The sequence below is a fragment of the Nocardia yamanashiensis genome (assembly GCF_021183565.1).
GTDB classification, from domain to species: domain Bacteria; phylum Actinomycetota; class Actinomycetes; order Mycobacteriales; family Mycobacteriaceae; genus Nocardia; species Nocardia yamanashiensis.
In genome coordinates, this window is record NZ_CP089226.1 from 6,697,790 (window position 1) to 6,723,847 (window position 26,058).

The 26,058-nt window shown below is 66.5% G+C and carries 27 protein-coding genes; 13 read left to right on the forward strand and 14 right to left on the reverse strand.

Annotation, left to right across the window (positions count from 1 at the left end):
* The first annotated feature begins 6 nt into the window (after positions 1-6).
* A complete protein-coding gene (locus LTV02_RS30870; protein WP_233041923.1) occupies positions 7-1,227 on the forward strand; it encodes a hypothetical protein in 1,221 nt (406 codons plus the stop codon).
* A gap of 193 nt (positions 1,228-1,420) precedes the next feature.
* Here the strand turns inward: LTV02_RS30870 and LTV02_RS30875 are convergent, their stop codons facing one another.
* The gene (locus LTV02_RS30875; RefSeq protein ID WP_233035267.1) at positions 1,421-2,176 is read right to left on the reverse strand and encodes a MerR family transcriptional regulator; all 756 of its coding nucleotides are present in this window, start codon (positions 2,174-2,176) and stop codon (positions 1,421-1,423) included.
* Between the two features lie 296 nt (positions 2,177-2,472).
* On the opposite strand from LTV02_RS30875, the gene LTV02_RS30880 reads away from it, so the two are divergent.
* A complete protein-coding gene (locus LTV02_RS30880; RefSeq protein WP_233035268.1) occupies positions 2,473-3,153 on the forward strand; it encodes a S1 family peptidase in 681 nt (226 codons plus the stop codon).
* A 111-nt stretch (positions 3,154-3,264) separates the two neighbouring features.
* Here the strand turns inward: LTV02_RS30880 and LTV02_RS30885 are convergent, their stop codons facing one another.
* Positions 3,265-3,918, reverse strand: coding sequence for an NAD(P)-dependent oxidoreductase (locus LTV02_RS30885; RefSeq protein ID WP_233035269.1), 654 nt, complete (start codon positions 3,916-3,918; stop codon positions 3,265-3,267).
* Between the two features lie 47 nt (positions 3,919-3,965).
* Positions 3,966-4,907 (reverse strand): EamA family transporter, encoded by a 942-nt coding sequence (locus LTV02_RS30890; RefSeq protein ID WP_067718128.1) that lies wholly within the window; start codon positions 4,905-4,907, stop codon positions 3,966-3,968.
* A 103-nt stretch (positions 4,908-5,010) separates the two neighbouring features.
* On the opposite strand from LTV02_RS30890, the gene LTV02_RS30895 reads away from it, so the two are divergent.
* On the forward strand, positions 5,011-5,511 hold the full coding sequence (locus LTV02_RS30895; RefSeq protein WP_233035270.1) for a MarR family winged helix-turn-helix transcriptional regulator: 501 nt from the start codon (positions 5,011-5,013) through the stop codon (positions 5,509-5,511).
* On the opposite strand, the gene LTV02_RS30900 is transcribed toward LTV02_RS30895, so the two are convergent.
* Complete coding sequence (locus LTV02_RS30900; RefSeq protein WP_233035271.1) at positions 5,419-6,021, reverse strand: VanZ family protein; 603 nt, start codon at positions 6,019-6,021, stop codon at positions 5,419-5,421. The two genes, LTV02_RS30895 and LTV02_RS30900, sit on opposite strands and share 93 nt — an antisense overlap.
* 22 nt (positions 6,022-6,043) lie before the next feature.
* Positions 6,044-6,421, reverse strand: coding sequence for a winged helix-turn-helix transcriptional regulator (locus LTV02_RS30905; protein WP_233035272.1), 378 nt, complete (start codon positions 6,419-6,421; stop codon positions 6,044-6,046).
* Between the two features lie 99 nt (positions 6,422-6,520).
* Between LTV02_RS30905 and LTV02_RS30910 the strand changes: the two genes are divergently transcribed.
* On the forward strand, positions 6,521-7,360 hold the full coding sequence (locus LTV02_RS30910; protein WP_233035273.1) for an MBL fold metallo-hydrolase: 840 nt from the start codon (positions 6,521-6,523) through the stop codon (positions 7,358-7,360).
* Here LTV02_RS30910 and LTV02_RS39720 read toward each other — a convergent pair.
* Entirely contained in the window at positions 7,338-7,523 is a 186-nt protein-coding gene (locus LTV02_RS39720; protein ID WP_408639281.1) for an Rpn family recombination-promoting nuclease/putative transposase, read from the reverse strand. The two genes, LTV02_RS30910 and LTV02_RS39720, sit on opposite strands and share 23 nt — an antisense overlap.
* An 81-nt stretch (positions 7,524-7,604) precedes the next feature.
* A complete protein-coding gene (locus LTV02_RS30915) occupies positions 7,605-8,249 on the reverse strand; it encodes a DUF4097 family beta strand repeat-containing protein (protein ID WP_233035274.1) in 645 nt (214 codons plus the stop codon).
* A 229-nt stretch (positions 8,250-8,478) separates the two neighbouring features.
* On the opposite strand from LTV02_RS30915, the gene LTV02_RS30920 reads away from it, so the two are divergent.
* Positions 8,479-8,688, forward strand: coding sequence for a hypothetical protein (locus LTV02_RS30920; RefSeq protein ID WP_233035275.1), 210 nt, complete (start codon positions 8,479-8,481; stop codon positions 8,686-8,688).
* 83 nt (positions 8,689-8,771) lie between these two features.
* Here LTV02_RS30920 and LTV02_RS30925 read toward each other — a convergent pair whose 3' ends face one another.
* Both LTV02_RS30925 and LTV02_RS30930 read right to left on the reverse strand, forming a co-directional pair.
* Complete coding sequence (locus LTV02_RS30925; RefSeq protein WP_233035276.1) at positions 8,772-10,301, reverse strand: DUF4185 domain-containing protein; 1,530 nt, start codon at positions 10,299-10,301, stop codon at positions 8,772-8,774.
* A 178-nt stretch (positions 10,302-10,479) separates the two neighbouring features.
* The gene (locus LTV02_RS30930) at positions 10,480-11,892 is read right to left on the reverse strand and encodes a SpoIID/LytB domain-containing protein (RefSeq protein WP_233035277.1); all 1,413 of its coding nucleotides are present in this window, start codon (positions 11,890-11,892) and stop codon (positions 10,480-10,482) included.
* Between the two features lie 166 nt (positions 11,893-12,058).
* Between LTV02_RS30930 and LTV02_RS30935 the strand changes: the two genes are divergently transcribed.
* Positions 12,059-14,182, forward strand: coding sequence for an N-acetylmuramoyl-L-alanine amidase (locus LTV02_RS30935; protein ID WP_233035278.1), 2,124 nt, complete (start codon positions 12,059-12,061; stop codon positions 14,180-14,182).
* A 23-nt stretch (positions 14,183-14,205) separates the two neighbouring features.
* Here the strand turns inward: LTV02_RS30935 and LTV02_RS30940 are convergent, their stop codons facing one another.
* Positions 14,206-15,006 carry an HAD family hydrolase gene (locus LTV02_RS30940; RefSeq protein WP_233041770.1) on the reverse strand — a complete coding sequence of 267 codons (801 nt, stop codon included), beginning with the start codon at positions 15,004-15,006 and terminating at the stop codon, positions 14,206-14,208.
* Between the two features lie 170 nt (positions 15,007-15,176).
* On the opposite strand from LTV02_RS30940, the gene LTV02_RS30945 reads away from it, so the two are divergent.
* From LTV02_RS30945 to LTV02_RS30970, 6 genes are read left to right on the forward strand one after another with little or no spacing between them, the layout of a single operon-like run.
* The gene (locus LTV02_RS30945) at positions 15,177-15,839 is read left to right on the forward strand and encodes a hypothetical protein (protein ID WP_233035279.1); all 663 of its coding nucleotides are present in this window, start codon (positions 15,177-15,179) and stop codon (positions 15,837-15,839) included.
* A 33-nt stretch (positions 15,840-15,872) separates the two neighbouring features.
* Positions 15,873-16,853 carry an ABC transporter permease gene (locus tag LTV02_RS30950; RefSeq protein ID WP_233035280.1) on the forward strand — a complete coding sequence of 327 codons (981 nt, stop codon included), beginning with the start codon at positions 15,873-15,875 and terminating at the stop codon, positions 16,851-16,853.
* Positions 16,850-17,803, forward strand: coding sequence for an ABC transporter permease (locus tag LTV02_RS30955; RefSeq protein WP_233035281.1), 954 nt, complete (start codon positions 16,850-16,852; stop codon positions 17,801-17,803). Before LTV02_RS30950 ends, LTV02_RS30955 begins: the two co-directional genes overlap by 4 nt.
* Positions 17,800-19,674: an ABC transporter ATP-binding protein gene (locus LTV02_RS30960; protein ID WP_233035282.1), complete on the forward strand. Its 1,875-nt coding sequence runs from the start codon at positions 17,800-17,802 to the stop codon at positions 19,672-19,674. Before LTV02_RS30955 ends, LTV02_RS30960 begins: the two co-directional genes overlap by 4 nt.
* A 55-nt stretch (positions 19,675-19,729) precedes the next feature.
* Positions 19,730-21,409 carry an ABC transporter family substrate-binding protein gene (locus LTV02_RS30965; RefSeq protein ID WP_233035283.1) on the forward strand — a complete coding sequence of 560 codons (1,680 nt, stop codon included), beginning with the start codon at positions 19,730-19,732 and terminating at the stop codon, positions 21,407-21,409.
* A gap of 8 nt (positions 21,410-21,417) precedes the next feature.
* Complete coding sequence (locus LTV02_RS30970) at positions 21,418-22,071, forward strand: hypothetical protein (RefSeq protein WP_233035284.1); 654 nt, start codon at positions 21,418-21,420, stop codon at positions 22,069-22,071.
* Between the two features lie 28 nt (positions 22,072-22,099).
* On the opposite strand, the gene LTV02_RS30975 is transcribed toward LTV02_RS30970, so the two are convergent.
* A complete protein-coding gene (locus LTV02_RS30975) occupies positions 22,100-22,525 on the reverse strand; it encodes a PIN domain-containing protein (RefSeq protein WP_233035285.1) in 426 nt (141 codons plus the stop codon).
* On the reverse strand, positions 22,522-22,746 hold the full coding sequence (locus tag LTV02_RS30980) for a type II toxin-antitoxin system VapB family antitoxin (RefSeq protein ID WP_067718086.1): 225 nt from the start codon (positions 22,744-22,746) through the stop codon (positions 22,522-22,524). The genes LTV02_RS30975 and LTV02_RS30980 overlap by 4 nt, the downstream gene beginning before the upstream one ends.
* Before the next feature lie 117 nt (positions 22,747-22,863).
* Here LTV02_RS30980 and LTV02_RS30985 point away from each other — a divergent pair, with 117 nt between their 5' ends.
* Complete coding sequence (locus tag LTV02_RS30985) at positions 22,864-23,493, forward strand: helix-turn-helix domain-containing protein (RefSeq protein ID WP_067718084.1); 630 nt, start codon at positions 22,864-22,866, stop codon at positions 23,491-23,493.
* Here LTV02_RS30985 and LTV02_RS30990 read toward each other — a convergent pair.
* On the reverse strand, positions 23,478-24,740 hold the full coding sequence (locus LTV02_RS30990; RefSeq protein ID WP_233035286.1) for an allantoate amidohydrolase: 1,263 nt from the start codon (positions 24,738-24,740) through the stop codon (positions 23,478-23,480). The two genes, LTV02_RS30985 and LTV02_RS30990, sit on opposite strands and share 16 nt — an antisense overlap.
* Entirely contained in the window at positions 24,737-26,056 is a 1,320-nt protein-coding gene (locus LTV02_RS30995; protein ID WP_233035287.1) for an FMN-binding glutamate synthase family protein, read from the reverse strand. The genes LTV02_RS30990 and LTV02_RS30995 overlap by 4 nt, the downstream gene beginning before the upstream one ends.
* Between the last annotated feature and the right edge of the window lie 2 nt (positions 26,057-26,058).

Below are 26,058 nucleotides of genomic sequence, written 5' to 3' on the forward strand. Positions count from 1 at the left end.
ATCTACATGCGGTTTCACCGTCTCGCCCCGCTAGTCGGCGCGTTCACCCTGTCGGCCATCCTCGGCTCGGCCGCCCTGATTCCCGCCGCCGCGCCCGCCCGCGCCGCCGAGGAATCTCTCGCCACCGTCGAGGTCGCCGACACCGTCGGCCTCTGTGGCGATGGTGCAGCAACCTTCGATGACATCATCACCACGGCCGCCACCGCGATTCGCTCGGTGGTGCCGGCGGGTCAGCAGTCCGCCTACGACCGGCAGGTGAACGATTTCCGGCTGAGCATGGCGCAGGTGGGCGTGCACCGCCGCGGCCTGCCCGCCGATCCGGCCGATTCCGGCGGCCGGCTCCAGTTCCTGGACGACCCGATCGTCACCTACTTGGTCAATACCCTCGACGCGGTCCGCACCGGCAATATCGACAAGACCGTCTCGGTCTCGCAGCTGACCGTCAACGAGGTCATCGAGGTCTTCATCCTGGCCACCCGCATCGTGAAGATCCCCGCCCAGCTCGGCGCCAGCCTGGTCCCCACCGTCGGCTTCGTCCTCAAGCCCATCGTCGGCGCCCTCTTCAACGGCGTGAAGTCCCTGGCCCGCGCCGTCCAAGCCCAGGTGGCCCGCACCTGCAAGGCCCCCAACGCCTACGAAAAGCTCCAACTGGACCTCCCCGACGAACACGTAGCGGTCCCCCAGCCCCTCCTCGACCTCGCGAATCAGCTGGTCAAGGCCGACGGCTCCTGCACTCCCCTGGCCGAACTCAAAACCTCCGACCTGGTCGAACGCACCCGCACCTTCCTCACCACCCACCCCGAACTCGGCATCGACGCCCCCACCGTCCACGCCAACGCCGAAGCCCTCCAAGCCTTCCTGCGCGACAACCGAGTAGCCGAGATCGTCACCCTCCGCCGCATCGAAGAACTCGGCCCCCTCGTCAACGCCATGGACTACGGCCCGCTGACCTTCCTGGCCAACCTCGGCTTCGACATCTACGAAGGCAAAGCCCTCAACACCGTCCCCCTCGGTGAAGTCAAGGTAGAGAACGCCTTCGACCTCATCACCCTCACCCTCGACACCACCAGCCTCCTCCTCACCCTAGGCACCACCATCGCCGGCTTCACCGGCGTAGCCTCCACCATCACCACCCCCTTGGGCATAGCCCAAACCCTCGCCTTCGCCCCCACCACCTACGGCATGCCGATCCTCCGCGGCGTCATGCAATCCATGTGCGCCGCATAGCGAAACGCCGAGCGCCTGCACGATAATGCGGACAAGCAGCATCGTGCAGGCAGTATCCGGGGGTAGAACCTAGGACTCGACGTCCATCGCAAGCTGCTGAACACAACCGAACCCTTCGACATGGAAATCGAACTCATCGGTCTGGGTGATTGAGTGGTCCCGGCCTAGCCGGTCCCGGGTGTAAGAACTCGGGTCAGAGACGGGTGGCGGCGAAGGCCCTCATGGCGTCTCGGACGTATACCGCGGTGCCCGCTTCGTGTTTGTCGTAGTTGGCGGCGAAGCGGGGGTCGGCTACGTACATTTCGCCTAGGCCGGTGAATTCTTCGGGCTTGGGGCGCTTGCCTTGCCAGCCCAGCGTGACCCAGTCGTAGTGGCGCTGGACGATTTCCAGGACTTCGTCGCTGTCCACCGGGAGGCCAGCGGCGTGGGCTCGGCCGTAGTCGGCGGCGATGTCGAGGTGGGTTTGGACGTGGGACTGTTTGTCCGATTCCGTCATGGAGCGCCACCAGCGGTCGCCGCGCTCGTAGGCGTCCCTACCCCACTTCTCGATTACTTCGTCCTTGTATTGGGTGTGGTCGAATCCGTCGAATACTTCATTGGCCATGAGTGGCTCACCTGCTTTCGTTTTGCGCAATGTGGTGCGTACCGAGGCGATCTGACGCGCGAGGCGGGCCTGCTCCTGCTGGAGCAGTTCCAGGTGCGTGTGCAGGGCGGCGGCGGTATCCGTTTGGCCCGCGAGGATTTCGGCGATGGCCGGGAGGCCCAAGCCGAGTTCGCGGAGCAGCAGGATGCGCTGCAAGCGGACGAGCGAATCCTGGCCGTAGTAGCGGTAGCCGTTGTGGCCGATCCGGGTGGGCGGCAGCAAGCCGAGTTCACCGTAGTGCCGCAGGGTGCGGCTGGTGGTTCCGGCGGCTTTCGCCAGTTCCTGGATGGACCATTCGGTCGCCACTGACGGTCCTTTCTTCGCTCGTTCGCCTCGACGAATTCAGGATGCAAGTTGACGTAGCGTCAAGGTCAAGCCTGTTCAGTATGCGCCGGGCAAATCGGTCGGCACATCGGTCACCGACCGGTCCGCTCTTGATTCTGTATGGTTGCCGTGACAAGATCGCCCGGCGCGTTGGGCTACAGTAGTTTTCGTTCGTCCGCGCGAATTCACCTTCTGTTCAACCTTTGGGGAAAAGGCAACACATGTTCACAGCGGGCCGTGCCCGAATTCTGTATCGGGCGGTCGCGCTGGTAGCGGCCATGACTGCGCCGATGCTGGTGCCCACCGGTGGTGCGCAGGCGGCCGGTCCGGCTGCTTTGGGCGGCGGCTCGGGCGTTTACGTCGAGGACCTCACCACCAAGGACCAGGTCTCCGAGTGCACGCTCACCGCCATCGGCTACGACCGGGAGAACCGGCTCGTCGCCATCACCGCGGGGCATTGCGGTGAGGTCGGGGCGCGCCTGCTCGCGGAGAAGTCCACCAAGTCCGGTGTGATCGGCGTGATCTCCGAGAAGAGCGAAGACAACGACTGGGCTGTCATCGAACTCAATGCTGATCGGGTGGCTCCGGTCCGCAAGGTCGCGCAGTCGGTGATCAACGGCATCGGCTCGAACCCGAAGGTCGGCGACACGGTCTGCAAGAACGGCCGCACCACCGGCTACACCTGCGGTCTGGTGTGGGAGTCGAATCCGGAGTACTTCCGCTCGCAGGTGTGCGCCAATCACGGTGACTCGGGCGGGCCGGTGCTGATCGGCGATCGCCTGGTCGGCATGGTCGTGGCGGCCACCAACTTCACCGCCGGGCCGATCAATATCGAACTGCCGCTGTGCAAGGGCGCGGGCGACATCATCCACGAGCCGGAGCTGGCCACCAGCATCACCATGGTGCTCGCGGATATCGACGCGCACGGCAAGGTGGGCGCGGGCTTCCGGGTCTTCTGATCCGCGGCTGAACGACGCAGCAAGGGCGCGACCGGGAATCTCGGTCGCGCCCTTCGTCTTTCCATCCTCCGGGCGTATCTCGTCCCGCCCTTCGTCGTTCCCGGAATCTCCCTAGTACCCGACGGTGAACCGGGTCCGGTGATGCTTGGGCCGCTCCGCCTCGTCCAGCAGGGCGACGGCCATGTCTTCCATCGAAATCGCCGAATTGCCTTCGTCATCCACGATCAGCTCGTCGGCCCCGAGCCGGTAGGAACCGGTGCGCACCCCGGGCTCCAGCATGGCGGCCGGGCTCACGTAGGCCCAATCCACGCTGCCCCCATCGGGCTGCCGCGCCGCGCCCTGGAACACCGCCAGCTGCCGGTTGCAAGCCTCCGCGATCGGCACCCAATCGGCTGGGAAATCCGGCTGCTCGATCACCGTCTTACCGGTCCCCGGCACGGTGAGGCTCCCCGCCCCGCCGACCACCAACAGCCGGATCTCGCTGTCCGCCAATCCTTCCAGCAGCGCTTCCGCCGCCCGCACCAGCTCGCTCTCCTGCCCGGCGACCGGCCGGGTGGCGCTGATGACCAGGTCACTGCCCGCGCTCAATTCCGCGACCTGCGCCGGATCGGACACGTCCCCGGTGCGCCGTTCCGCGCTCGCGGGCAGATCGACCAGCCCGGCGCGCTGCCGCGCCACCGCTACCACCTCGTGCCCCCGCTCGATCGCTTCCCGAACGGTCCGGCTGCCGACTCCACCCGATGCCCCGAAGATCGTGATACGCATGGCTTCTCGTGCTCCTTCGTGTTTCCGTATTGTGCGGTATCGCCAGGTCAGGCGGCGGTCTTGGCGTTCGAGCGGTCCTGTGCGGCAGCATCATTCGTCACGGTGACGACCGCGGCCGGCTTGGGCGCGGCGGCCATCTGCCCGAGCAGCGTGCCGCCCAGCGCGATCACCATGCCGAGCATCTGCAGCGGGGTCAGCGACTGTCCCAGTGCGGCCCAGCCGATCACGGTGGCCGACAGCGGGCTCAGCAGTCCGAGGAAGGCGACCGAAGTGGCATCGGCCTTGGCCAGCCCGCGGAACCAGATGGCGTACGCGGCAGCGGTTCCGATCAGGCCCAGGTACAGGTAGCCGCCGATATTGGTGAGCGACAGCGCCGGCGGCATGCCCTCGACGGCCAGCGCCAGCGGCAGCAGCACGATACCGCCTGCGGTGAGCTGCCAGCCCGTCATGGCCAGGGGGCCAACACCTTCCGGCCGTCCCCAGCGCTTGGTCATCACGGTGCCGGCGGCCATCGAAGCCGCGCCCAGCAGTCCCGCGATCACCCCGACCGTGTCCAGGGCCGCACTGGCCCGCAGCACCACCAGCGCCACACCCGTCATGCCGACGATGGCCGCCACGAGCTTCCGCGCGGTGATCTTCTCGTTCAGCGCGACCGTGGCCAGCCCCAGCGCGATCAACGGAGCCGCGGCCCCGAGCACCCCCGCCACGCCGCCCGGCAGCCGGTAGGCCGCGAGGAACAGCAGCGGGAAGAAGGCGCCGATGTTCAGGACGCCGAGCACGCCGGCCTTCCAGATCCACTCGCCCTGCGGCAGCTTGCGGGTCACGGCCAGCAGCAGCAGGCCGGCGGGCAGGGCCCGCATGAGGGCGGTGAACAGCGGCCGGTCCGCGGGCAGGAACTCGGTGGTGACGGCGTAGGTGGATCCCCAGACCAGGGGCGCGAGGCCGGTCAGTGCCAGGGTTCCGGCGTATCCGGTGCGGCTGATGTTCATCGTTAGCTCCTCATTGATAATCTCAACGTTGAAATAAAAACATCCAAGTACTTCAGTGTCAAGTATATTGATGTTGAGATTTTCAATCGTGAGAGGAGTCGCCGTGTCCGACGCCGTCGATCAGATCCGCGCCGCCTGGAGCCGCATCCACCCTGACGTGGACTGTTCCTATGTGGAGGTGACCGGGCGGGTCACCCGGATCGCCCGCATCATGGACCGCGAGTTCGCCGAGTTCTTCAAGGGGCACGGCATGGAGTTCTGGGAGTTCGACCTGCTCTCCACGCTGCGCCGCAACGGCGGGGACGATGGGCTGACCGCGGGCGCGCTGAACAAGGCGCTCATGGTGACCTCGGGGGCCGTCACCAATCGGATCGATCGGATGGCCGCCAAGGGGCTGGTGGTTCGCGTCGCCGATCCGTCGGATCGCCGTGCCGTGCGGGTGCAGCTCACCGAGGCCGGGCGGGACCTGGTGGACAAGCTGCTGCCCTTGCACGCCGCCAATGCCGAACGGCTACTTGCCGATTTCGCCGGATCCGATCGCGAGGCCATCGTGCCCCTGCTGCGCGCGCTCGCCGAGGCGCTCGGGGACAAATCGCTGTCCTGAGTACCTGCGCGTCAGCCACGCGCCGATGCCCGCGCCGGTCGCGTTCATCAGCACATCGTCGATGGAGGACCAGCGGCCGAGATCCAGGACGTATTGGGCGGTTTCGAGCCCGGCGGACAGCAGCGCGCCGACCGCGAGCATGCGCGGGACGGTACCGAACCACGGAAATCGCAGGGGGAGAAGGAATCCCAGCGGAATGAACAGAATGGTGTTGGCCACCACCTGCACCACGGTGTTGGTCGACGCCTCGAGCAGGGTGTCGATCAGGTCGACCAGCGGGAACAGGATGACCTTGCGTTCGCCGTGCGCCGGGGTGAGGATCATCCAGATCCAGGGCAGTGTGCCGAGCAGTATTCCCGTCTCGGCGACTGTCCATCGAATGGCCGCGCTGCCCTCTTGTCCGCGCCGGATGCGCCACCGCGCCACCCACCACCCGGTCGCCGCGACCACGGGGACCGCCAGCGCCCACACCACGAGCACGGTCCCCCACGCATCCCACACCTGCCGCACCCCATCCAAGGTAGCGGCGGTGTCAGCCCGCGGCCGCCACGTCGAACCCGTCGTCGTCCGTATTCACCTCGAGCACACCGTGTTCCGTGGCCCAGCCGCAGATGGCGGCCAGCGGCGCTTCCAGCGTGCGCCCCAGCGCGGTCAGCTGGTATTCGACGTGCTGCGGCGCCGACTGCTTGTACACCTGCCGCTCCACCAGCCCGTCGGCCTCCATCCCGCGTAGGGTCTCGGTCAGCATCTTCTGCGTGATGCCCGGCAGTCGCCGCCGCAGCGCCGCGTGCCGATGCGGCCCGTCCATCAGCGCATACACCAGCAGCACCCGCCATTTGGCCGCGAACCGCTCCAGCGCCTGCCGAGTCGCACAGGACTCCTCGAGAATGTCGGGAATGACGAGGCTCATCGAAATCTCCACGGAAGGGCACTTCAAAGTGCCTTCTATCGGCACCGAGCGCAGGCTCATACGGTCATCCCTACCGTAACCACGAAAGGGAATCCGGACATGAGCAACGCCTTCCGCATCCACACCTACACCGCCGCCGAATCCGGCATCTTCGTCAACAGCTACCTGATCGAAACCCCCAACGGCGTGGTCCTCATCGACGCCAACCTCCTGGTCTCCGACGCCCACGCCCTGGCCGCCCGAGCCAAGGCCCTCGGCAAACCCCTGCTGGCCGCTTTCGTCACCCACCCCCACCCCGACCACTTCAACGGCCTCCCCTACGTGGTCCCCGAGGACGCCCCCGTCTACTCCACGGCCGAGGTGGCCAAGGTGATCGCCGAATCCGCCGAAGCCAAACGCGCCCAATGGGGCCCGACCTACGGCGCCGAATGGCCCGACCGCTACCGCGTCCCCAACGTGCACCTGGCCGACGGCGAATCCATCGAAATCGACGGCATCACCTTCACCATCCACGAGGTAGGCCCCGCCGAAAGCCACGCCGACAGCTGGATTCTCGTCGAATCCGGCGCCACCCGCGCCGCCTTCATCGGCGACCTCGCCTTCTTCGACGGCATGCACTCCTACCTGACCGACGGCCACTCCACCACCTGGCTCGAAGCCCTCGACACCCTCACCCCCACCCTCACCGGCCTCACCCTCTACCCCGGCCACGGCCCCGCCGGCACCGTCGCCCTCCTCCAGTCCCAGCGCCAATACCTCCTCATGTACCGCGAAACCGTAGCCCGCCTCCTCGGCGACGCCGACTCCCTCACCGACGCCCAAAAGGAGGAGTTGTCCACCCGCATGGCCGAATTCGCCCCCGAAGCCGCCCTCAACTGGCTCATCCCCCTCGGCGCCGACCCCGTCGCCGCCGAACTCACCACGGCCCACGTCCACTGAGCCCGGCAACGCCTACTGCCCGTTGCAGCGCAAGGGTCTCCCAATCCAGGCGGGCGGTCACCGCCTCCGGCAGTACGGCGCGGAGTTCACCGGCTGCGTCGGCTGGACGAGACATAACCTGCCGAAAGTAGGCGTCATGCGGGTTGGGCGGCTCCTCGGCCATAAGGAGGCAACATAGTCGACCTCGATTGCCGCACAGATGCTTTCAGTTGGACGCGCGCTCGCGACACGCATGGTTGGCCCTTCAGGCGGCGACGGAGTGGCCGATGATGATGTTGCCGAGGGTGTTTCGGGCATAGACCTGCACGGTGTCGGAGGCGTTGGGCGACCGGTCGGCCGGTGCGATGTGGTTGTGGACGGCGCCCTGGGCGACGTTGGTTTCGACTCGCGCGGCGCTGCCGGGACGGATTCCGACTTCGAGTTCGCCGACGGAGGTTTCCAGGCGCAGGATGCCCCGGGTGGCCTCGCCGATTCGGATGTCGCCCTTGGCAACCGTGGCGGTGACGGAGCCGACGGGACGCTCGACGTAGATGTCACCGGCGGAGACTTCCAGGTCGGATTCGCCGAGGGCGCCCAAGCCGATCAGGCGGCCGACGCCGGCGGTGGCCTTCAGGGCGGAGCCGGTCGGCACCTCGACGGTGACTTGGATGGACGGGTTGCCGCCGAAGGCGGTTTTCGTCCGCCAGGTCTTCAGCGTCTTCACAGTCAGGACGCCGGCGGTGAAATCGACCTGGGTTTGTTCGGCGGCGCGGACGTCGGCCTTCTTGGCGGGGTCGGCGGGATGGATGTGGACGACTGCGTCGGTGCGGTCGGAGGCAATGACGGTGACCTCGGCGGAGGCGACCTCGACGGTGGCGGTGATCGGGGACTGGGTGTCGAACTTCAGCATTTCGGTGCTCCTTGACGCGGTGTTTTGCGGTTGATGAGGAGTACTTTCACGGGTTCGGCTGATGCCGACCTGATATCGGCCTGACGTGGCTACTGACGTCTTCGACGGGCTTGGTGATGGGTGCCGTCGTTCACCGACCCTCATTCCCTTCCTCTGGCCGACAACGCGCCACTGATGCATAGTGTTTCGCCGAGGGCCTCCGGCCCGAGATCAATCAGGAGTACACCCAGTGACTTTGCGCAACACCGTCCGCACCGTGCTGACCAGCGCCGTCCTCATGTCCGCTGTCGCCGTGGGCGCGGCCGCCCCCGCCGGCGCGGGCGTATCCCCCGCCCCCGTGGCAACCACCGCCGACTCCGGCTCGGCGTCTGGCAGCGCATCCGCCATGCAATCCCTGCTGGACGCGATCACCTGCCCCTTCGTGAAGTTGCACTGCTGAAAGAGGCGCGCCTGGCACCTTCACGGCTCCGTCGATCCCACGCCGCATCACAGATCGGTTGTCCGTGAAGGTGTTGGAGAGTTTCACTTCAACGTTGCGTGCATCAGGTAGACGTTGTAGCTGTTCCAGGCGGACATGGTGAAGTACAGGTCTTTGCTGGTGGACCAGGGGTGGAGGAAGCCGCCGTAGGCCGTCGGGTAGTCGTCGGTGTTCAGGAGTGGGGTGGGATCGGACCAGGCGCCTTGGGGTTCGGTGGCGGTGCGGAGGAGGAATTGGCCTCGGGTGGTGTCGAGGTAGACCATTTGCCACCGGGAGGAATCGGCGTCGTAGCGGATGGAGAGTTCGCTGGCGGTACCGGAAACCAGTGGGGTGGCGTGGAATTCATTGGTGGCGTCGGCGGCGACCCAGGTGCCGTCTATCCAGTATTGGTAGGCGGATTTGTTGAGGACCTGGGTGGAAGGGACCCGGGCCAGGCCGATTACGCCGATGCGGCCGTTGGGGGTGCCGAACATGTAGACGTAGTCGCCCTGGGGAACCATGGTGGCTACCTGGAAGCGGCCGAGACCGAAGAGGTTGTCCCATTGTGCCCATTGGGATTTGGTCCAGGTGCGACCGGCGTCGTCGGAGTAGGCGATGCCGCCGTGGTTGGTCCACCACATGCCGGGGATACGGCTCCAGTGGTTGATGGACATGTAGGTGAGGTACTGGCGGGCGCCAACGGCGAAGCCGGAAGTGGGGATGGTGGTCTGCTCGAAGTTCTTGATTTTGCGGCTGTTCAGGATTTCGGCGGCGTGGCAGCGGCGGTCCTGGGCGAAATCATCGAGGGTGAGGCCGTCGGTGAGGTCGCGATCGGTGCTGTAGGCGATGACGTTGCTGCGCCAGTCCTGTTGATCGGTGCCGGCGCCGCCGGGTTTCCAGCCCTTGCCGAAGGTGTCGCCGAAGACGACGGCGATCTGACCGGGCGCGGATTCCCACATGAGCCCGAGGTCGGTGCCGTCCACCGACCAGCGCATATCGGTACGGTTGGTGGAGCCGGGGCCGGTTATCTGGTTGACCAGGCGCAGCGAATCCAGTTGGGACGGCGCGGGGACCGGGGCAAGCGGTGCGGGCGCGGCGGGCTGTGGATCCGCGATGGGGGCGGGCTGCGGTTCGGGTGTTTCACCGCCGGGCACCACGATCGGGATGGGCTCGGATTCGAGCTTCAGTTCGGGCAGCGTCAGGCTGCCGCCGCCGGGAATTACCGGCGATACGGTGGCGGAATCGCGGACTTCGGGGCAGGGATTGGCGCACGGGTTCTCCGGCAGGGCAGCCGATTCGATGCGGGTGTTGTCCTGCTTCGGCCCCGGAATCTGAACGGTTACCACCTGCGGCACCGGAATCGGGATGGTCGGCGCCGATTGCGGTTGCGGCGACGCCGGATTGGATTGCCGGGCCAGCGGGTCGAGTCCCGTTTCGCCGCAACTGTTCACCGGCGCGGGCGCCCAGGGGTGTGTGGGGGCCGCCGTGGCGGGCGACGCGGGCAGCAGGGTAGCGCCGAGCAGCAGAACACCGGAAATGCCTAGGGCAGCCGAGGTTTCGGCAGCATATTGCGGGCGGCGGGGCCGAAATCCCATGGATGCGCGTCTCCTCCACGATCGAACCGCATCACCGTACCGTCCAGCAGGCGAATTCGAGCGCAGCCGACGCGTTTATCCGACCGGTTGTGAAGGTTTCGACACCGAAGGGGGCCGTGCGGCACGGGCAGGCCGCCGCTGCACGCCGGGGCTTGAAACCTCTACTTCCGCAGCTGAATCAGGGAAATGGGTTGGCGGGTGCGGAGGTGGTGAATGCCGGGTGCTGGGGTGCGGATGGTGGGGTTGGGGTGGAGGCGGTGCTGGGGGCGATGGTGTTGGGGAGGGGTGGTTTGGCGGTGGTTTCGGGGGTGGGGTCGGTGAATCGGTGTGAGTTCGCCAGGAGGCGCAGGGTGGTGGGGCCGGCGGGGAGGCCGGTGGAACCGGAGGGTGGGAGGGGATTGCGGACTCGGGTTCCTGGATTTTGGTGGGGGCGAATTTCGGTGGGGGTGTTGGATTCGATAGGGGGCGTGGGGGTTACGCCGTAAGAGTCTGTCTGGTCCGGATAGGTTTGATCGGAATAGGTGGGGTCGGTGTAGGTGGGGTCGGAGTAAGTGGGATCCGAGTAAGTGGGGGCGGCCGGGTCTGATTCCGATGGTTCGGAGGGGTTCGGATTCAGTAGGTCCGGGAAGAGGGGGAAGGACGGGAGGGCGGGTTGGGCGGCGGGGAAATCGGATAGGGCGGGGCCTATTTCGAGGTTTTCCGCGGGGGTGCCGCCGTCGGGGGAGGCTGAATACTCGGCGCGCAGGACGTGGTTGTCGCGGGAGAGAACGCGGCCGGAGGTGGCCAGGACGGCGTCGGTGGTGCGGGTGTCCTCTTTGTCGGTGCCGGGGTACATCTGGCAGTCGGTGGTGTCGCAGGTTTCGGCGTAGGCGTAGCGGTGTTCGGCGAGGGCATAGGAACGGGCCGCGATGGCTTGGGCGCGTAGGGCTTCCGAGCCGCCCTGGTCGGCCCAGTTGGGGACCATTTCGGCGGGGACCACGCCCATGAGGTAGTCGTCCACGTCCACGTCGTTGACGGTGCGGTACTTGCCGTTTTCGAGAGCTACGCCCAGGACGCCGCGGTAGGCGCTGCCGCCGCACAGCTGGAGGTGTTCGGCGGCGGGGCGGTTCGTGCCTTCCATCGATGGATAGGCCCAGGGGTCGTCGGTGCTGCCCTCCCACAGGGTTTCGCCGTCACAGCCCTGCGTGATGCGCACGTCGGCGCCGGTGGGGGTGGGGGTCAGCACCGCCGCCTGGCCGGGGATCACGCGGCGGCCGGCGACGTAGAAGACGGATTCGGAGATCACGTCCAGGGTGCTGTCGTCCTGGGCTTGCAGGCGGACGCGGACCGTGGTGGGGCCGATGTCGGCCAGCTCGGCGCCGGGGTAGTAGTGGGCCAGGATGGTGTCGGCGGTGTCGCCGCCGACCGAGCGGTCGAAAGCGCCGGTCTGGCTCATGCCGCGGCCGTGACCGGGACCCGCGGTGAAGGTGAAGGAGCCGTCGGGCCAAGCCCAGAGCAGGGCGGCGGTACCGCCGGCCGCGGTGGCGACGGTGACGGACAGGGCGATCAGGCTACGGCGTCTGCGGCGTGCGTGTAGGTACCCGTTCGGCATGTCATACCCGTTCTGTTTGGAGCTGAGGCTACATTCGAGTTACCCAAGGCTAAGCCTCAACCATACGTTCAGGGACTGTGACAGTTGGGACTAGTGTGATCGCTGAGACGCTCGGAAGCAACCTTGCAGGCCGGGTGCCGTTAGACAGATTTACCTGGAATGGGAGATGCACGTGCCGTACAGCAGAGCCAAACACTCGTATGTACTCCCCGTAGTCACCATACTGGCCATTACCGCACCGTTCGGGGTCCTGGCGCTGAGCGACTCCCCGGAAGTCAAACCCGCTGATCAGAGCAATCTGGCAGCAATACCGGCCAAGCTGGCCGAGGTGGCGCTGGCCTCCGCACCGGACGTGGTACTGCCGCTGCGGCAGCTGACCGGATTGAACCTGCCCGACCTACGCCTGTCGGATCTGCGAAAACTACCGCTGCCCAGGTCGATTCCGGTGCCCGCCGGGCTACCCGTGCCGTCCGGGGTCCGACTACCCAGCGAGATACCGCTACCGAATCTCGGCGGTGTCTCGAAACCCAGCGGGTCCCCCGGATTCATCGCCGAACCCGGACCCGTCGCGCCGGCGGAAACCCCGGCCGCACCCCAGCTCGAAGGCGATCCGAACACTCCCGCACTGGCGCCCGGCGCCGTGCCCGGCGACCTGATCGACCAGGTCGGCGCCCAGGTCAAGGAACTCACCCGCGACACGCCCTTCAGCATGGTCGCACTCACCGCCGACAATCTGGCGGGCACCAGCTCCAAGATTCGCGCACAACGCGCCGACGGTACTTGGGGCCCTTGGTATTCCACCGACGAAGCCGACGGACGGCAGCGCGTCGCATCCAAACGCACCGGCACCGAGCCGATCTATGTCGGCAGCACCAAGGCCGTGCAGGTGCTCACCACCCGCAAGCCGGTGTCCGAACCCGCGCCGCTCACCGACCATTCCGGAGATCCCGCGCAGATCAATTGGGAGAAACTGGCCGCGGTACTGATCGATCCGGGCCGGGGGGCCATCGACGAGAACCTCACCCAGGTCGCGGCGGCGCTGCCGGGCGGCGGGCCGAAGGTGATCACGCGCGCGCAATGGGGCGCCGACGAATCGCTGCGCTGCGAGGAACCCACCTACGACGATGCGGTGAATGCGATCACCGTGCACCACACCGCCGGGCGCAATGACTACTCCAAGGCGGAATCGGCGGGCATCGTGCGCGCCATCTACTCGTATCACGCGAAGACTTTGGGCTGGTGCGATATCGGATACAACGCACTGGTCGACAAATACGGGCAGATCTTCGAAGGCCGATACGGCGGGCTGGACCGCGCGGTCGAAGGCGCGCACGCGGGCGGATTCAATATCAATACCGCCGGTGTGGCATTCATGGGCAATCACGAGGAAGAACCGCCGACCGATATCGCCGTGCAAGCCATGGGTGATTTCATCGGCTGGCGCGCCAAGGTCGCGGGAATCCAGCCCGAAGGTTCGACCACCATGTATTCCGAAGGCAGCGATTACACGAAATACGCACTGGGACAAGCGGTCAAACTGCCGAATATCTTCGCGCACCGCGATGTCGGAAATACCTCCTGCCCCGGCGACGCCGCCTACGAATTGATGGACAAGATCCGCGCCATCGCCGAGAAGACCGCCGGCACGGTGCAGGGCGGTTCACGGGCGCCGTCCCGGCCGAAACCGGAACAGCAGGCCGGGAATCAGCACACCGCGCCGCAGACCCAGAACGACACCGAAGCCGATCTGGCCACGCTCGCCGATCTCACCGGCAAGCTGCTGGACATGGTCGGGCGGAATCCGGTGGCCGGGTATTGGAATCAGCAGGGCGCGGCGAACGGTCCACTGGGACAGGCGAAGTCGGAGCCGATCGCGACCGAGGACGGCGGGCAGTACGCCGAATTCGTGAACGGGTACGTGTATTCGACGCCGGACGGGCGGGTGTTCGCGGTGGTCGGGAAGATCCTGGAACGCTTCCGGCAGCTGGGGGCGGGTACCGGGATGCTCGGGTTGCCGGCCAGCAACGAATATCAGGTGCAGGACGGCGTGCGCGCCGACTTCCAGCGTGGGTCACTGATTTTCAACCGGCTCACCGGAATCGTCACCACCGTGCTGAAGAACTTCGGCAGCAATCCGGTCACGGTGCCGGGCGGGTCGCCCATCCCGGACACGCTGCAGAGCGCGCCCGCGGCCGGATCCGAGATTCCCGCACCGCTGCCCGAGGCCGCACCACCGGCCCCGGCCGCACCGGAACAGCCCGCGGTACCGGAACAGCCTGCGGCGCAATAGCATCCGTCACACGGACGAGGAGGCTACGTCCACCAACGCTCGAGGACCTGCGCCACGCCGTCCTCGTGGTTGGGGGCGGCCACCTCGTCGGCGGCGTCCTTGGCCTCCTGATGCGCATTGCCCATGGCCACCCCGTGCCCGGCCAGCCGCAGCATCGGAACGTCATTGGGCATATCGCCGAACGCGATCAGCGCCGAATGCTGCACGCCGAGCCGCTGCGCCACCGTCGCCAGCCCGGTGGCCTTGGTGACGCCCGGCGCGGACAGTTCGATCAGCCCGTGATCGGTCGAATAGGTGAGATCGGCCCGGCCGCCCAGGGCGGGCTCCAGCACGGCCCGCATATCGCCGCTCAGCGCCCCCGGCAACCGGATCAGCATCTTGATGGCGGGCGAGGCGATCACCTCGGACCGCGACACCCGGGTGTCGTCCGGGTTCAGCCAGGCGTGCTCGTACTCCGGCGAACTCACGAACTGCGGGGTGGCGGCATCGTGGGCGCTCTGCCCGACGCGTTCGGCCGCCAGCCCGCACCCGGGTAGCAGCCGTTCCGCCAGGTCCGCGGCCCAGGCCAGCGTCTCCACATCCAGGGTCCGCGCCGACAGGATCCGATCGGAGGCGCTGTCGTAGATGACGGCCCCGTTCGCGCACACGCACAACGGCGCGTAGCCGAGACCGTCCACCACCGGATCGATCCAGCGGGGCGGTCGGCCGGTGGCGAGCACGAACGGCACACCGTCCGCGATAAGGGCGTCTACCGCGGCTTTCGTGCGCGTGCTCACCTGCTCACCATTGTCGATGAGCGTGCCATCGACATCCGTGGCGACCATCTTGGGTTTGGGCAGGTGAAAGAGAGTCACCGCTATGACTGTAGCGCGAATGAACGGTCCGTTACCGGGACTGCGATCGCCTCGTCACCACATCGGAAGCATTGCCGGACAATCGCGGGCTCGATGGCGCGGACCGGCGCGGGAAGCGGGGGAGAGCTAGCATCCGGCTGGTGGATGTACAGGTGATTCCCGGCCGGATGGTCGAAGTGCCGACGGCGGACGCGACCGGCATGGACCGGCGGGCGTTCGGCGAGTTCATCGGACCGCAAGGCGAACTGGCGTCCTACGCGCTCGGCTGGATCACCGGCGGCGACGAACAGGCCGGGCGGATGAGCGTCGGCATCGGGGCCGGGAACGAAGGCGGCGGGACCTTTCACATCGTGGTGTTCCCGCACGACGGCACCCACGCGTACGGGCTCGTGGACACGCCGTTCGAATCGGTTCCGCAGGGCGGGCGGGACTTCACCCGCGCGGAAGGCCTCGCACACCACGACCTGCCGTTCATCTGGTGGGTGGTGGACCGGGTGATGGAACGCGATCCGCGCGCCTGGTGGATGAAGCATTGGATCTGGCGCACCAATTGCATTCAGACCAAAGAGGTCTTCGAACAACAGGAGCCGGTGCTGCTCGTCACCCACGACGCGGACGACGGCATGTGGCAGCTGATCGGAAGCTCCGACGCGGGGCCCGGGGCGAAGCTCGGGCACCTGTGGCATGCCATCGACGAGGACCCGACATTGATGGAAGTGCTCGACCTCGAAGCGGGGCAACGCGCCACGCGCGACGGTGCGGGGGAGCGATGGACACGCGGTACGGGGCAGTGGTCCCTATGATCTGGGGCTAAGACTCGACCCCGGAAGGGAATGATGGCCGGTTTTCTGCTGCGACGTGCGCTGAACTATGTCGTGCTGCTGGTGCTGGCGTCGTTCCTGGTTTTCTCGTTGGCGTCATGGTCGTTCCGGCCGCTGGACAGTCTGGAGGCGCGGAATCCGCGGCCCCCGCAGTCGGTGATCGATGCCAAGCGAGTCGAACTGCATCTGGATGATCCGATTCCGCAGCGGTATCTCACCTGGGCCAAAGGCGTGGTGACGGAGGGCGACTTCGGGACCACGCTGGCCGGGCAGCCGGTCAGCGAAGAACTGCCGCGCCGGATCGGGGTCAGCCTGCGACTGCTGATCATCGGATCCCTGCTGGGCACGCTGCTGGGCGTGCTCGTCGGCGCGGCCGGAGCGATCCGGCAATACAAGTTCAGCGACTACTTCACCACCGTGCTGTCATTGCTGATCCTGAGCACCCCGATCTTCCTGCTCGCGACTCTCCTGAAATACGGTGCGCTGGAAGTCAATACGCTGACCGGCAAACAGATCTTCCTCTATACCGGGGAAACCTCAGCGAATCCCGTACACGGGCTGTGGAATCAGATCGTCGATCGGATCCAGCACATGGTGGTGCCGACGCTGGGCCTGATTCTCGGCGGAATGGCGGCTTACAGCCGATACCAACGCAATGCGATGCTCGACGTGCTCCAGAGCGACTTCATTCGCACCGCCCGCGCCAAGGGCCTGACACGCCGCCGGGCGCTGTACAAGCACGGTCTGCGGACCGCGCTCATCCCCATGGCCACCCTGTTCGCGTACAGCCTGGCGGGGCTCATCACCGGCGCCACGTTCACCGAGAAGATCTTCGGCTGGCACGGCGTGGGTGAGTGGCTGATCGACTCGATCAATCGCCAGGACTTGTATCCGGTGGTCACCATCGCCACCTTCGCCGGACTGATGGTGCTGATCGGCGGGCTGCTGTCCGACATCGTCCTGGCCATTCTCGATCCCCGGGTGCGTGTGGCATGACCGAAACCGAGATCATCGTCCAAGGCGCGCCGGAACCCGCCGCGGCCGGTCGCGGCAAGCTGGTGCTGCGCCGATTCCTGCGCAACAAGGCGGCGGTTTCCGGCGCGGTAATCCTGTTGACGCTGCTGGTAGGAAGTTTCGTGCTGCCGCCGCTGCTGCCGTACGACTATCAACAGCTCGATTACACGGCGCTACTGAAGCCGCCCAGTGCCAAGCATCCCTTCGGGACCACCCAGATCGGCCAGGACGTGCTCGCGCAAACACTGCGCGGCCTGCAACGTTCGCTGATCATCGGCTTCAGCGTGGCGTTCATGTCGGCCATCATCGCCACCATCGTCGGATCGGTGGCCGGCTTGATCGGCGGCTGGCCCGACAAGGCCCTGATGTGGGTCGTCGACCTACTGCTGGTGGTACCGAGCTTCATCATCGTGGCCATCTTCGCTCCGCGCACCAAGGGCAATGCCTCGATCGTGCTGCTGATCCTGCTGCTCGGCGGCTTCGGCTGGATGATCAGTGCCCGCATCGTGCGCGGGCTCACGCTGAGCCTGCGAGAACGCGAATTCGTCCGCGCCGCACGGTACATGGGAGCCTCGACCCGAACGGTGATCGTCTCGCACATCGTGCCCAATATCGCCTCCATCCTCATCATCGACACCACGCTGGCGGTCGGTGCGGCCGTCCTCGGCGAAACCGGCTTGAGCTTCCTGGGATTCGGCGTGCAGCCGCCGGACGTCTCACTGGGATCGCTGATCGCCGCCGGCACCGCCTCCGCGCTCACCTACCCGTGGCTGTTCATGTTCGCCGGTGGCCTGCTGATCACGACGGTGCTGTGCGCGAACCTGGTCGGCGACGGGCTGCGTGACGCCTTCGATCCCACCGCGCAACGGGCTCGCTCGCGGCGCAAGGAACGCAAGGCCGGGGACGGCGCTGCTGGAAAGGCGAAGGCATGAGCGAGAATTCGGCCCCCAACCTCCGTAAGACCACCACCGCGCCGCTGCTGGAGGTCTCGGACCTGCACGTCTCTTTCCCGAGCGAAGAAGGCCGAGTCGACGCTGTGCGCGGCGTCAGCTATACCGTGAACGACGGTGAGGTACTGGCCATCGTCGGCGAATCCGGTTCGGGCAAGTCGGTATCGTCGCTGGCGGTCATGGGCCTGCTCCCGGAACAGGCCCGCATCCGAGGTTCGATCCGGCTGCGGGGCCGGGAGCTGCTGGGCTTGGGCGACAAGCAGTTGTCCACCCTGCGCGGCAGCAGCGTGTCGATGGTCTTCCAGGACCCGCTGTCGGCGCTGACCCCGGTCTATCGGGTGGGCGACCAGATCGCGGAAGCTCTGCTGGCACACGGCAAGATGAGCCGGTCCGAGGCGAATGCCAAGGCGGTGGATCTACTCGGCCTGGTCGGCATTCCCGATCCCGAACTGCGCGCGCGGGCCTTTCCGCACGAGTTCTCCGGCGGCATGCGGCAGCGCGTGGTGATCGCCATCGCGATCGCCAACGACCCCGAGCTGATCATCTGCGACGAGCCGACCACCGCGCTGGACGTGACGGTACAGAAGCAGATCCTCGACCTGCTGCGCAAGGCGCGCGACATCACCGGCGCGGGCGTCGTGATGATCACCCACGATATGGGGATCGCGGCCACGCTCGCCGACCGGGTGGCCGTCATGTACGCGGGTCGCATTGTCGAAACCGCAGCCACCACAGAGCTTTTCCGATCTCCCCGGATGCCGTACACGGTGGGCCTGCTGGGCTCGATTCCCCGCCTGGACGGCCCGCCGCGCACGCCGCTGATCCCCATCGTGGGGTCGCCGCCCGCGATGCACGCACTGCCTGGCGGCTGCCCCTTCGAGCCGCGCTGCCCTATCTCGATCGATGACTGCCGCGCGGCCGAGCCGCCGTTGCAGGACACCGAACCCGGACATCGCGCCGCCTGCATCCGGACCGCCGAGGTCGGGACCCGGGAGCTTTTCACGGCCTATCGCAAGGAGATTCCGGAGCCGGACGAGGTCGCGGAGATCGACGCCCGCGATGTCGTGATGAAGGTCAGCGACCTGCGCAAGACCTTCCCGCTCACACGGGGCGTGGTGTTCAAGCGGCGCATTGGTGAAGTGAAGGCAGTGGACGGCATCGGATTCGAACTGCACGCGGGCCGCACCCTGGCCATCGTCGGCGAATCCGGATCCGGCAAGTCGACCACGCTGACCCAGATCATGGAGTTGCTCCCGCCGGAGAGCGGCAGCATCGAGATCCTCGGCAAGGACGTCGCCACCCTCACCAAGGCGGACCGGCGGAACATTCGCCGTCGCATGCAGATCGTCTTCCAGGATCCGGCATCCGCACTGGATCCCCGGCTGCCGATCTCGGACGCCATCGCCGAGCCATTGCGGATCGACGGTCGTTCCCGTGACGAGATCTCCCGTCGCGTACCGGAATTGCTGCGTCAGGTCGGGTTGCGGCCCGAACACGCCGACCGTTATCCGACCGACTTCTCCGGCGGGCAGAAGCAGCGCATCAGCATCGCGCGGGCGCTGGCGCTGGAGCCGGAGATCCTGGTGCTGGACGAGCCGGTTTCCTCGCTGGACGTTTCCATTCAGGCCGGCGTGCTGAATCTGTTGCGCGACTTGCAGATCGAACGTGGCCTGTCGTATCTGTTCGTCTCCCACGATCTTTCGGTGGTGCGCAATCTGGCGCACGACATCGCCATCATGAAAAGCGGGCGAATCGTGGAATACGGTCCGGCCGAACAGATCTTCTCCGCTCCCCGCGACGAGTACACCCGTGCCCTCATCGACGCCGTCCCGCTGCCGGTGGTCACCGGATGAGCGGACCGCAGGTTTCCGAAGTGATTCAGTACAACTCCGACGGAAGGGGCGACCGATGAGGAAACGCTCGACAGGTATGCGGCTAGCGATTCCCTTGGTCGCGGTGGCATTGGCGGTGGCCGGCTGCGGCGGTGACGATTCCAGCGCTCCGGCGGGTTCGGCGGCCTCGCTGGGCACCACCAACGACATCAATCCCCACGATGTCGCCGACCTGCGTGACGGCGGAAATCTGCGGGTGGCGCTGACCGCGTTGCCGCAGAACTGGAACGGCATGCAGAACGACGGCAACGACGTGGACACCGGTGCGCTGCTGAAGGCCACCATGCCGCGCGCTTTCAAGATCGACGCCGCAGGCGTGCCGACGGTGAACACCGACTACTTCACCTCCGTGGAGTTGACCAACACCAACCCGCAGCAGGTCACCTACACGATCAATCCCAAGGCTGTCTGGTCCGATGGCAACCCCATCACCTGGGAGGACATCGCCGCTGAGGCGCAGGCGCTGAACGGCAAGAACAAAGAATTCCTGATTGCCTCCAGCAATGGATTCGATCGGGTCGAGAAGGTCGAGCGGGGCGTAGACGACCGTCAGGCCGTCCTGACCTTCAACAAGCACTTCTCGGATTGGAAGGGCCAGTTCGCGGGCAACTCCTTCCTGTTCCCGAAGTCGGTGTCGGCGAATCCGGAAGTATTCAACAAGGGCTATGTGAACGACCCGACGCCGAGCGCTGGGCCGTTCATCGTCAAGACCATCGACCGTGCGCAGAACCGCGTCATCCTGGGCCGCAATCCGAACTGGTGGGGTGCGACGCCCAAGCTCGACACCATCACCTACAGCGTGCTGGACAGCGCCGCACAGGTTCCGGCCTTGCAGAACAACGAGATCGACGCGGTCGGCATCGGCAATCGTGACGAGCTCAAGACCGCCAAGAGCACGCCCGGCGTAGTCATCCGCCGCGCGCCCGGCATGTCGTGGTCGCATCTCACGTTCAACGGCGCACCGGGCTCGATCCTCTCCGATCCCGCTGTGCGCGTTGCCATCATGAAGGGCATCGACCGACAGGGAATTGTCACCGCCATCCAGAACGGACTGGTGGAGAACCCGAAGCCATTGCAGAACCACATTTACATGGCGGGTCAGAAGGGCTACGAGGACAATTCCTTCGCCTTCGACAGCCAGGCGGCGGCCAAGGCGCTGGACGACGCCGGTTGGAAGCTGAACGGCGATGTACGCGAGAAGGACGGCCGCAAGCTCGTCGTCCGCAACATCATGTACAACGACCCGAACTGGGTGCAGATCGCGCAGATCATCCAGCAGAACCTGGCCCAGATCGGCGTCAAGACCGAGATCGTCACCAAGCCCGGCAAGGGCTACTTCACCGACGTGATCCAGCCGGGCGATTTCGACATGGCGTTCTGGGGCTGGCTCGGCGACCCCTTCCCGTTCGGCAGCCTCACCCAGATCTGGGGCTACGACCCCAATGATCTGCAGGGCAACTACGGCCGGGTGGGCAGCCCGGAAGTGAATGCCAAGATCGAGGAGACCATCTCGGAGCTGGATTCCGAGAAGGCCGTCAAGCTCGCCAACGAACTCGACAAGATGATCTGGGCCGAAGGCCACTCCACGCCACTGTTCCAGTCGCCCGGCAATGTCGCGGTCCGCGACAACCTCGCCAACTACGGTGCGGTCGGCATGGCCAGCGTCGACTACACCAAAATCGGCTTCCTGAAGTGATTCCCCGGATGGGTCACCCCCTGGCCTATCCGCTGCTCGTGACGATCGGCACCCTGGTGAGCATGCTCGCCTGGGTGCCGTTCGCCGATCCGGAGCAGTTCGGGATGCTGCTGGCGCTGGCCGTAGTGGTGCTGGGCTACAGCGGAATTCGGTTCGCTGTCGCCTTGGGCCGGCTGCCGTTCGGGATGCCGGCGGCGGAGCATCGGCATGTGGCGGTGCGGCGGGTGCGGCAGCAGTACCGGCTGACCAGCCGGAGCTGGCTGGAGTTCACGTTGGGCGGGAAGACCCGATGGCTGCCGGTGTATTTCGATCCGGCATTGACCACGCTGACCCAGGAGGATGCCGAATTGTCCTCGCGCAGTGTGCATATCGGCGGTGGACGGATCTATCCGTCAGGGCGCGTGCGGGACCGGGAACCGGTGGGCCGGTTGATCGACAATCCGACGCGGCCGGATCCACAGGCGGTGGCGGTGGCGGGGCAAGCCGCTCGGGTGGGGCGGCGTTTGCTGCTGGATGCGCAGTCTGCAGTGGTGGCGCCCATCGCGGCGTTGTTGTGGGTTTATGTGGCGGGTGGCGGGACCGGTGCTTTCGTCGCGGCGACGGCGGTGGCGGCGGCCACCGCGACTTGGTTGGCGGCCATTCGTGGGTCGGATCCCAGCTGAGCCCTGTCCTGAGCGAGGAGGCGACGCCTCAGCTCGACGGTTCCGGACCATCGAACACATTGCGTTCACGCAGTTCGGTGGCCAGTCCCGCCGCGGTCACGAAGTCCTTGTCGTCGTGAACCACGACGAGTCCGTGATAGGCGGCCGTGGCGCAGATCTGCAGATCGACGGCTGAGAATGCCTGATGGCTGCCGTTTTCGGCGGCACGCCATTGAAATCCGGCAATCCAGGTGCCGGCGGACTTCGGTACGGTGACCTCGTTGTAGAGCTCCTCGTACATCCGGCAGTACTCGGAGTACTCCTTCAGATTTCTTGCCGAGCGCAGGAATTCGATGCGCTGTGGATAGCAGTGATGCAGTTCGCCGTCGAGTGCCGGAACACGCCACTGTTCGAATGCGGTGCGGTCTCGGAGAATTCGCCGAAGAGCTGAGGAATCGAGCAAGTAGCCGATCACGGTTGCGGGGGCTCCTTTTCGGCTCGGTGTGCGGCTTCCGCACCTTCCAGATCCCATGCCTGAGCGAGCTCGAAGTAGCGATCGTAGGCAGTTGCGCGGGACAGGCGCTGGTTGTACTCCCGCAGGGCGGCGGCAACGGCCGCGGTCTTGGTGCGGTGCCCGCCGAGCCGCTTGGCGGTTTCGAGTTCCTCGTCGTCGATCTCGATGTGCGTTAGGGACATGCCGCCTCCTTGTACATAAAACTGCCCTATCACTCCACAGAATTGTACATAGATCCGAGTTCAGGATCACGGGTTGCCGATGTCCACTGTGAGGAAACGCGCCGATAGGATCGGGGGATGAGTGCTGGGGCCGAGGATCGGGAAGTGCCGGCGGATACGCCTACCGGGGTGGATCTGGAGCGGGTGATCGGGCGGCAGGTGCGGGCGCTGCGGGTGGCCAGTGGGTTGTCGGTGGGGGATATGGCGGCCAAGGTGGGGATTTCGAAGGCGATGCTCTCGAAGATCGAGAATGCGCAGACTTCTTGCAGTCTTTCCACTTTGGCTCGGCTGGCCGCGGGGTTGGATGTGCCGGTGACCTCGTTGTTCCGCGGGGCGGATACGAAGGGGGAGGCGGTTTTCACGCGGGCGGGGCACGGGTCGGCGATCGTGGGGCGGGGGTCTCGGGTCGGGCATCATTACGAGTTGCTGGGGGCATTGCGTGGGCAGCACAAGCGGCTGGAGCCGGTGCTGGTGACGTTGACGGAGGCCAGTGAGACGTTTCCACTGTTCCAGCATGCGGGGACGGAACTGCTGTACATGCTGGAGGGGGTGATGGTCTATGGGCACGGGGACGCGGAATACACGCTGCGGACGGGGGATTCGCTGCTGCTGGACGGGGAGAAGCCGCACGGGCCGCACGAATTGGTGCGATTGCCGATCCGGTTCCTGGCCATCACGGCATATCCGGACAACTATGTGGAGGATTGAGTCACCCAGGCGGTCATGACGTCGGCCAGGGCGGCCGCGCCGCGGTGGCAGTCGATGGGTTCGGCGTGTTCGGCGGGGGAATGGGAGACGCCGGTGGGGTTGCGGACGAAAAGCATGGCGGTGGGGACGATTTCGGAGAGGATGCCCGCGTCGTGACCGGCGGCGGTGGGGATGACGGGGAGCTCGCCCAGGTGGGATAGGGCGCGGGCCAATCGATTTCGGGGACCGTCGGGGAATTCGACTATGGGGGTGATGGATTCGGGGGTGACCGTCAAGGCCGTGCCCTCGGCGCGGGTGTGGTCGTGTGCGAGGGCGGTGATGCGCGCTACCAGGGCTTCCAGGGTGGGCTGGTCGGCGGCCCGGGCGTCGAGCCAGGCCCGGACCCGGGAGGGGATGGCATTGGTGCCGTTGGGGGAGACCAGGACCTTGCCGAAGGTCGCGACCGCTTGTCGGGCGGCGGCTTCCGTGCGGGCGGTGTGGACGGCGGCGGCGAAGGCCAGCATGGGGTCGCGGCGGTCGACGAGCCGGGTGGCGCCGGCATGATTCGCCTCGCCGGTGAAATCGAATTCCCAGCGGCCGTGCGGCCAGATGGACGAGGCCAGCGCCAGCGGATGGTCGACCAGGTCGAGGGCTCGGCCCTGTTCGATATGCAGTTCCACGAAGACGCCCACGCGATCGGCCAGGGCGGGGTCGGGGCCGAGCTGTGCGGGGTCGCGGCCCGCCCGGGTCAGCGCCTCGGCGAGGGTGATGCCGTCGATATCGCGCAGCCCCAGGGCGCGACCGGGGTCGAGCACACCGGTACTCAGCTGAGAGCCGATGCAGGCCACGCCGAACCGAGCGCCCTCCTCGTCCGAAAAGGCCACTACGGCAATGGGTACGGCCGGTTCGACACCTCGGACGCGCAGCAGGTCCACGGCCGTGAACGCGGACACGATCCCCAGCGGGCCGTCGAACGCGCCACCGTCCGGAACCGAATCCAGGTGCGAGCCGGTGACGAACGCGCCCTTCGGATCACCGACCCAGCCGCGCGGGAGCCACCACGCCCACAGGTTCCCGTTCCGGTCCTCCTCCACCTCCATGGAGCGGGTCGCCGCACAGCCCCGGAACCATTCGCGCAGTGTGAGATCCGGGTCGGACCAGGCATAGCGGCGATAACCACCGGTGCCCGCCCGGCCGACATCCAGGATCTCCGTCCACAGCGGGTCGAATGCCTTCGCCGCACCGCCGGTATCGAGCACGTCGGTCATGCCACCGCTCCCGGAATCCAGCTGGTCCCGGCCAACGGCACCCGCGCCATGGCGGCCGCCTCCACGGTCAGCGCCACCAGATCCTCCGGTTCGAGATTGCGCAGATGCGATTTCCCGCAGGCCCGGGCCAGTGTCTGCGCTTCCATGGTGAGCACCCGCAGGTAGTTGGCCAGCCGCCGCCCGCCCTCGACCGGGTCCAAAGTGGCCGCCAGTTCCGGATTCTGGGTGGTGATGCCCGCCGGATCGCGCCCGTCCTGGAAGTCGTCGTAGAACCCGGCCGCCGAACCCAGGGCCGCGTACTGCGCGGCGAAGCGCGGACTGTTGTCGCCCAGGGCGATGAGCGCCGCCGTCCCGATGGCCACCGCGTCCGCGCCCAGCGCCATCGCCTTGGCCACGTCCGCGCCGGTCCGGATACCGCCGGAGACAATGAGCTGCACCTTGCGATGCATCCCCAGCTCCTGCAACGCCCGCACCGCCTGCGGAATCGCCGCCAGGGTCGGAATACCCACGTGTTCGATGAAAACGTCCTGGGTGGCGGCGGTTCCGCCCTGCATGCCGTCCACCACCACGACATCAGCTCCGGCCTTCACCGCGAGTTTGACGTCGTAGTAGGTCCGGGTAGCGCCGATCTTGATGTAGATCGGCTTCTCCCACTGCGTGATCTCCCGCAGTTCGAGAATCTTGATGGCCAGATCGTCCGGCCCGGTCCAGTCCGGGTGCCGGCAGGCGCTGCGCTGATCGATGCCCTGCGGCAGGGTGCGCATGGCCGCCACCCGATCGCTGATCTTCTGCCCCAGCAGCATGCCGCCGCCGCCCGGCTTGGCCCCCTGCCCGAGCACGACCTCGATGGCATCCGCCTTGCGCAGATCGTCCGGATTCATGCCGTAACGTGACGGAAGATACTGGTACACAAGGTACTTCGACTGCCCGCGTTCCTCGGGCGTCATGCCGCCGTCACCGGTGGTGGTCGAGGTGCCGACGGCGCTCGCGCCCCGGCCCAGCGCCTCCTTGGCCTGACCGGACAGCGCACCGAAGCTCATACCGGCGATGGTCACCGGAATATCCAGGTGCAGTGGATGTTTCGCGAACCGGTCGCCCAGCACCACGTCCGTGTCGCAACGTTCCCGATAGCCCTCCAGGGGATAGCGGGACATGCTCGCGCCGAGGAACAGCAGGTCGTCGAAGTGCGGGAGGGGACGTTTCGCACCCCAGCCGCGAATATCGTAGATGCCGGTGTCGGCGGCGCGCTGGATCTCGGCGATGGCCCGGCGGTCGAAGGTCGCCGATTCGCGTAGGGCGGGGTCGATCTGGGTCATGG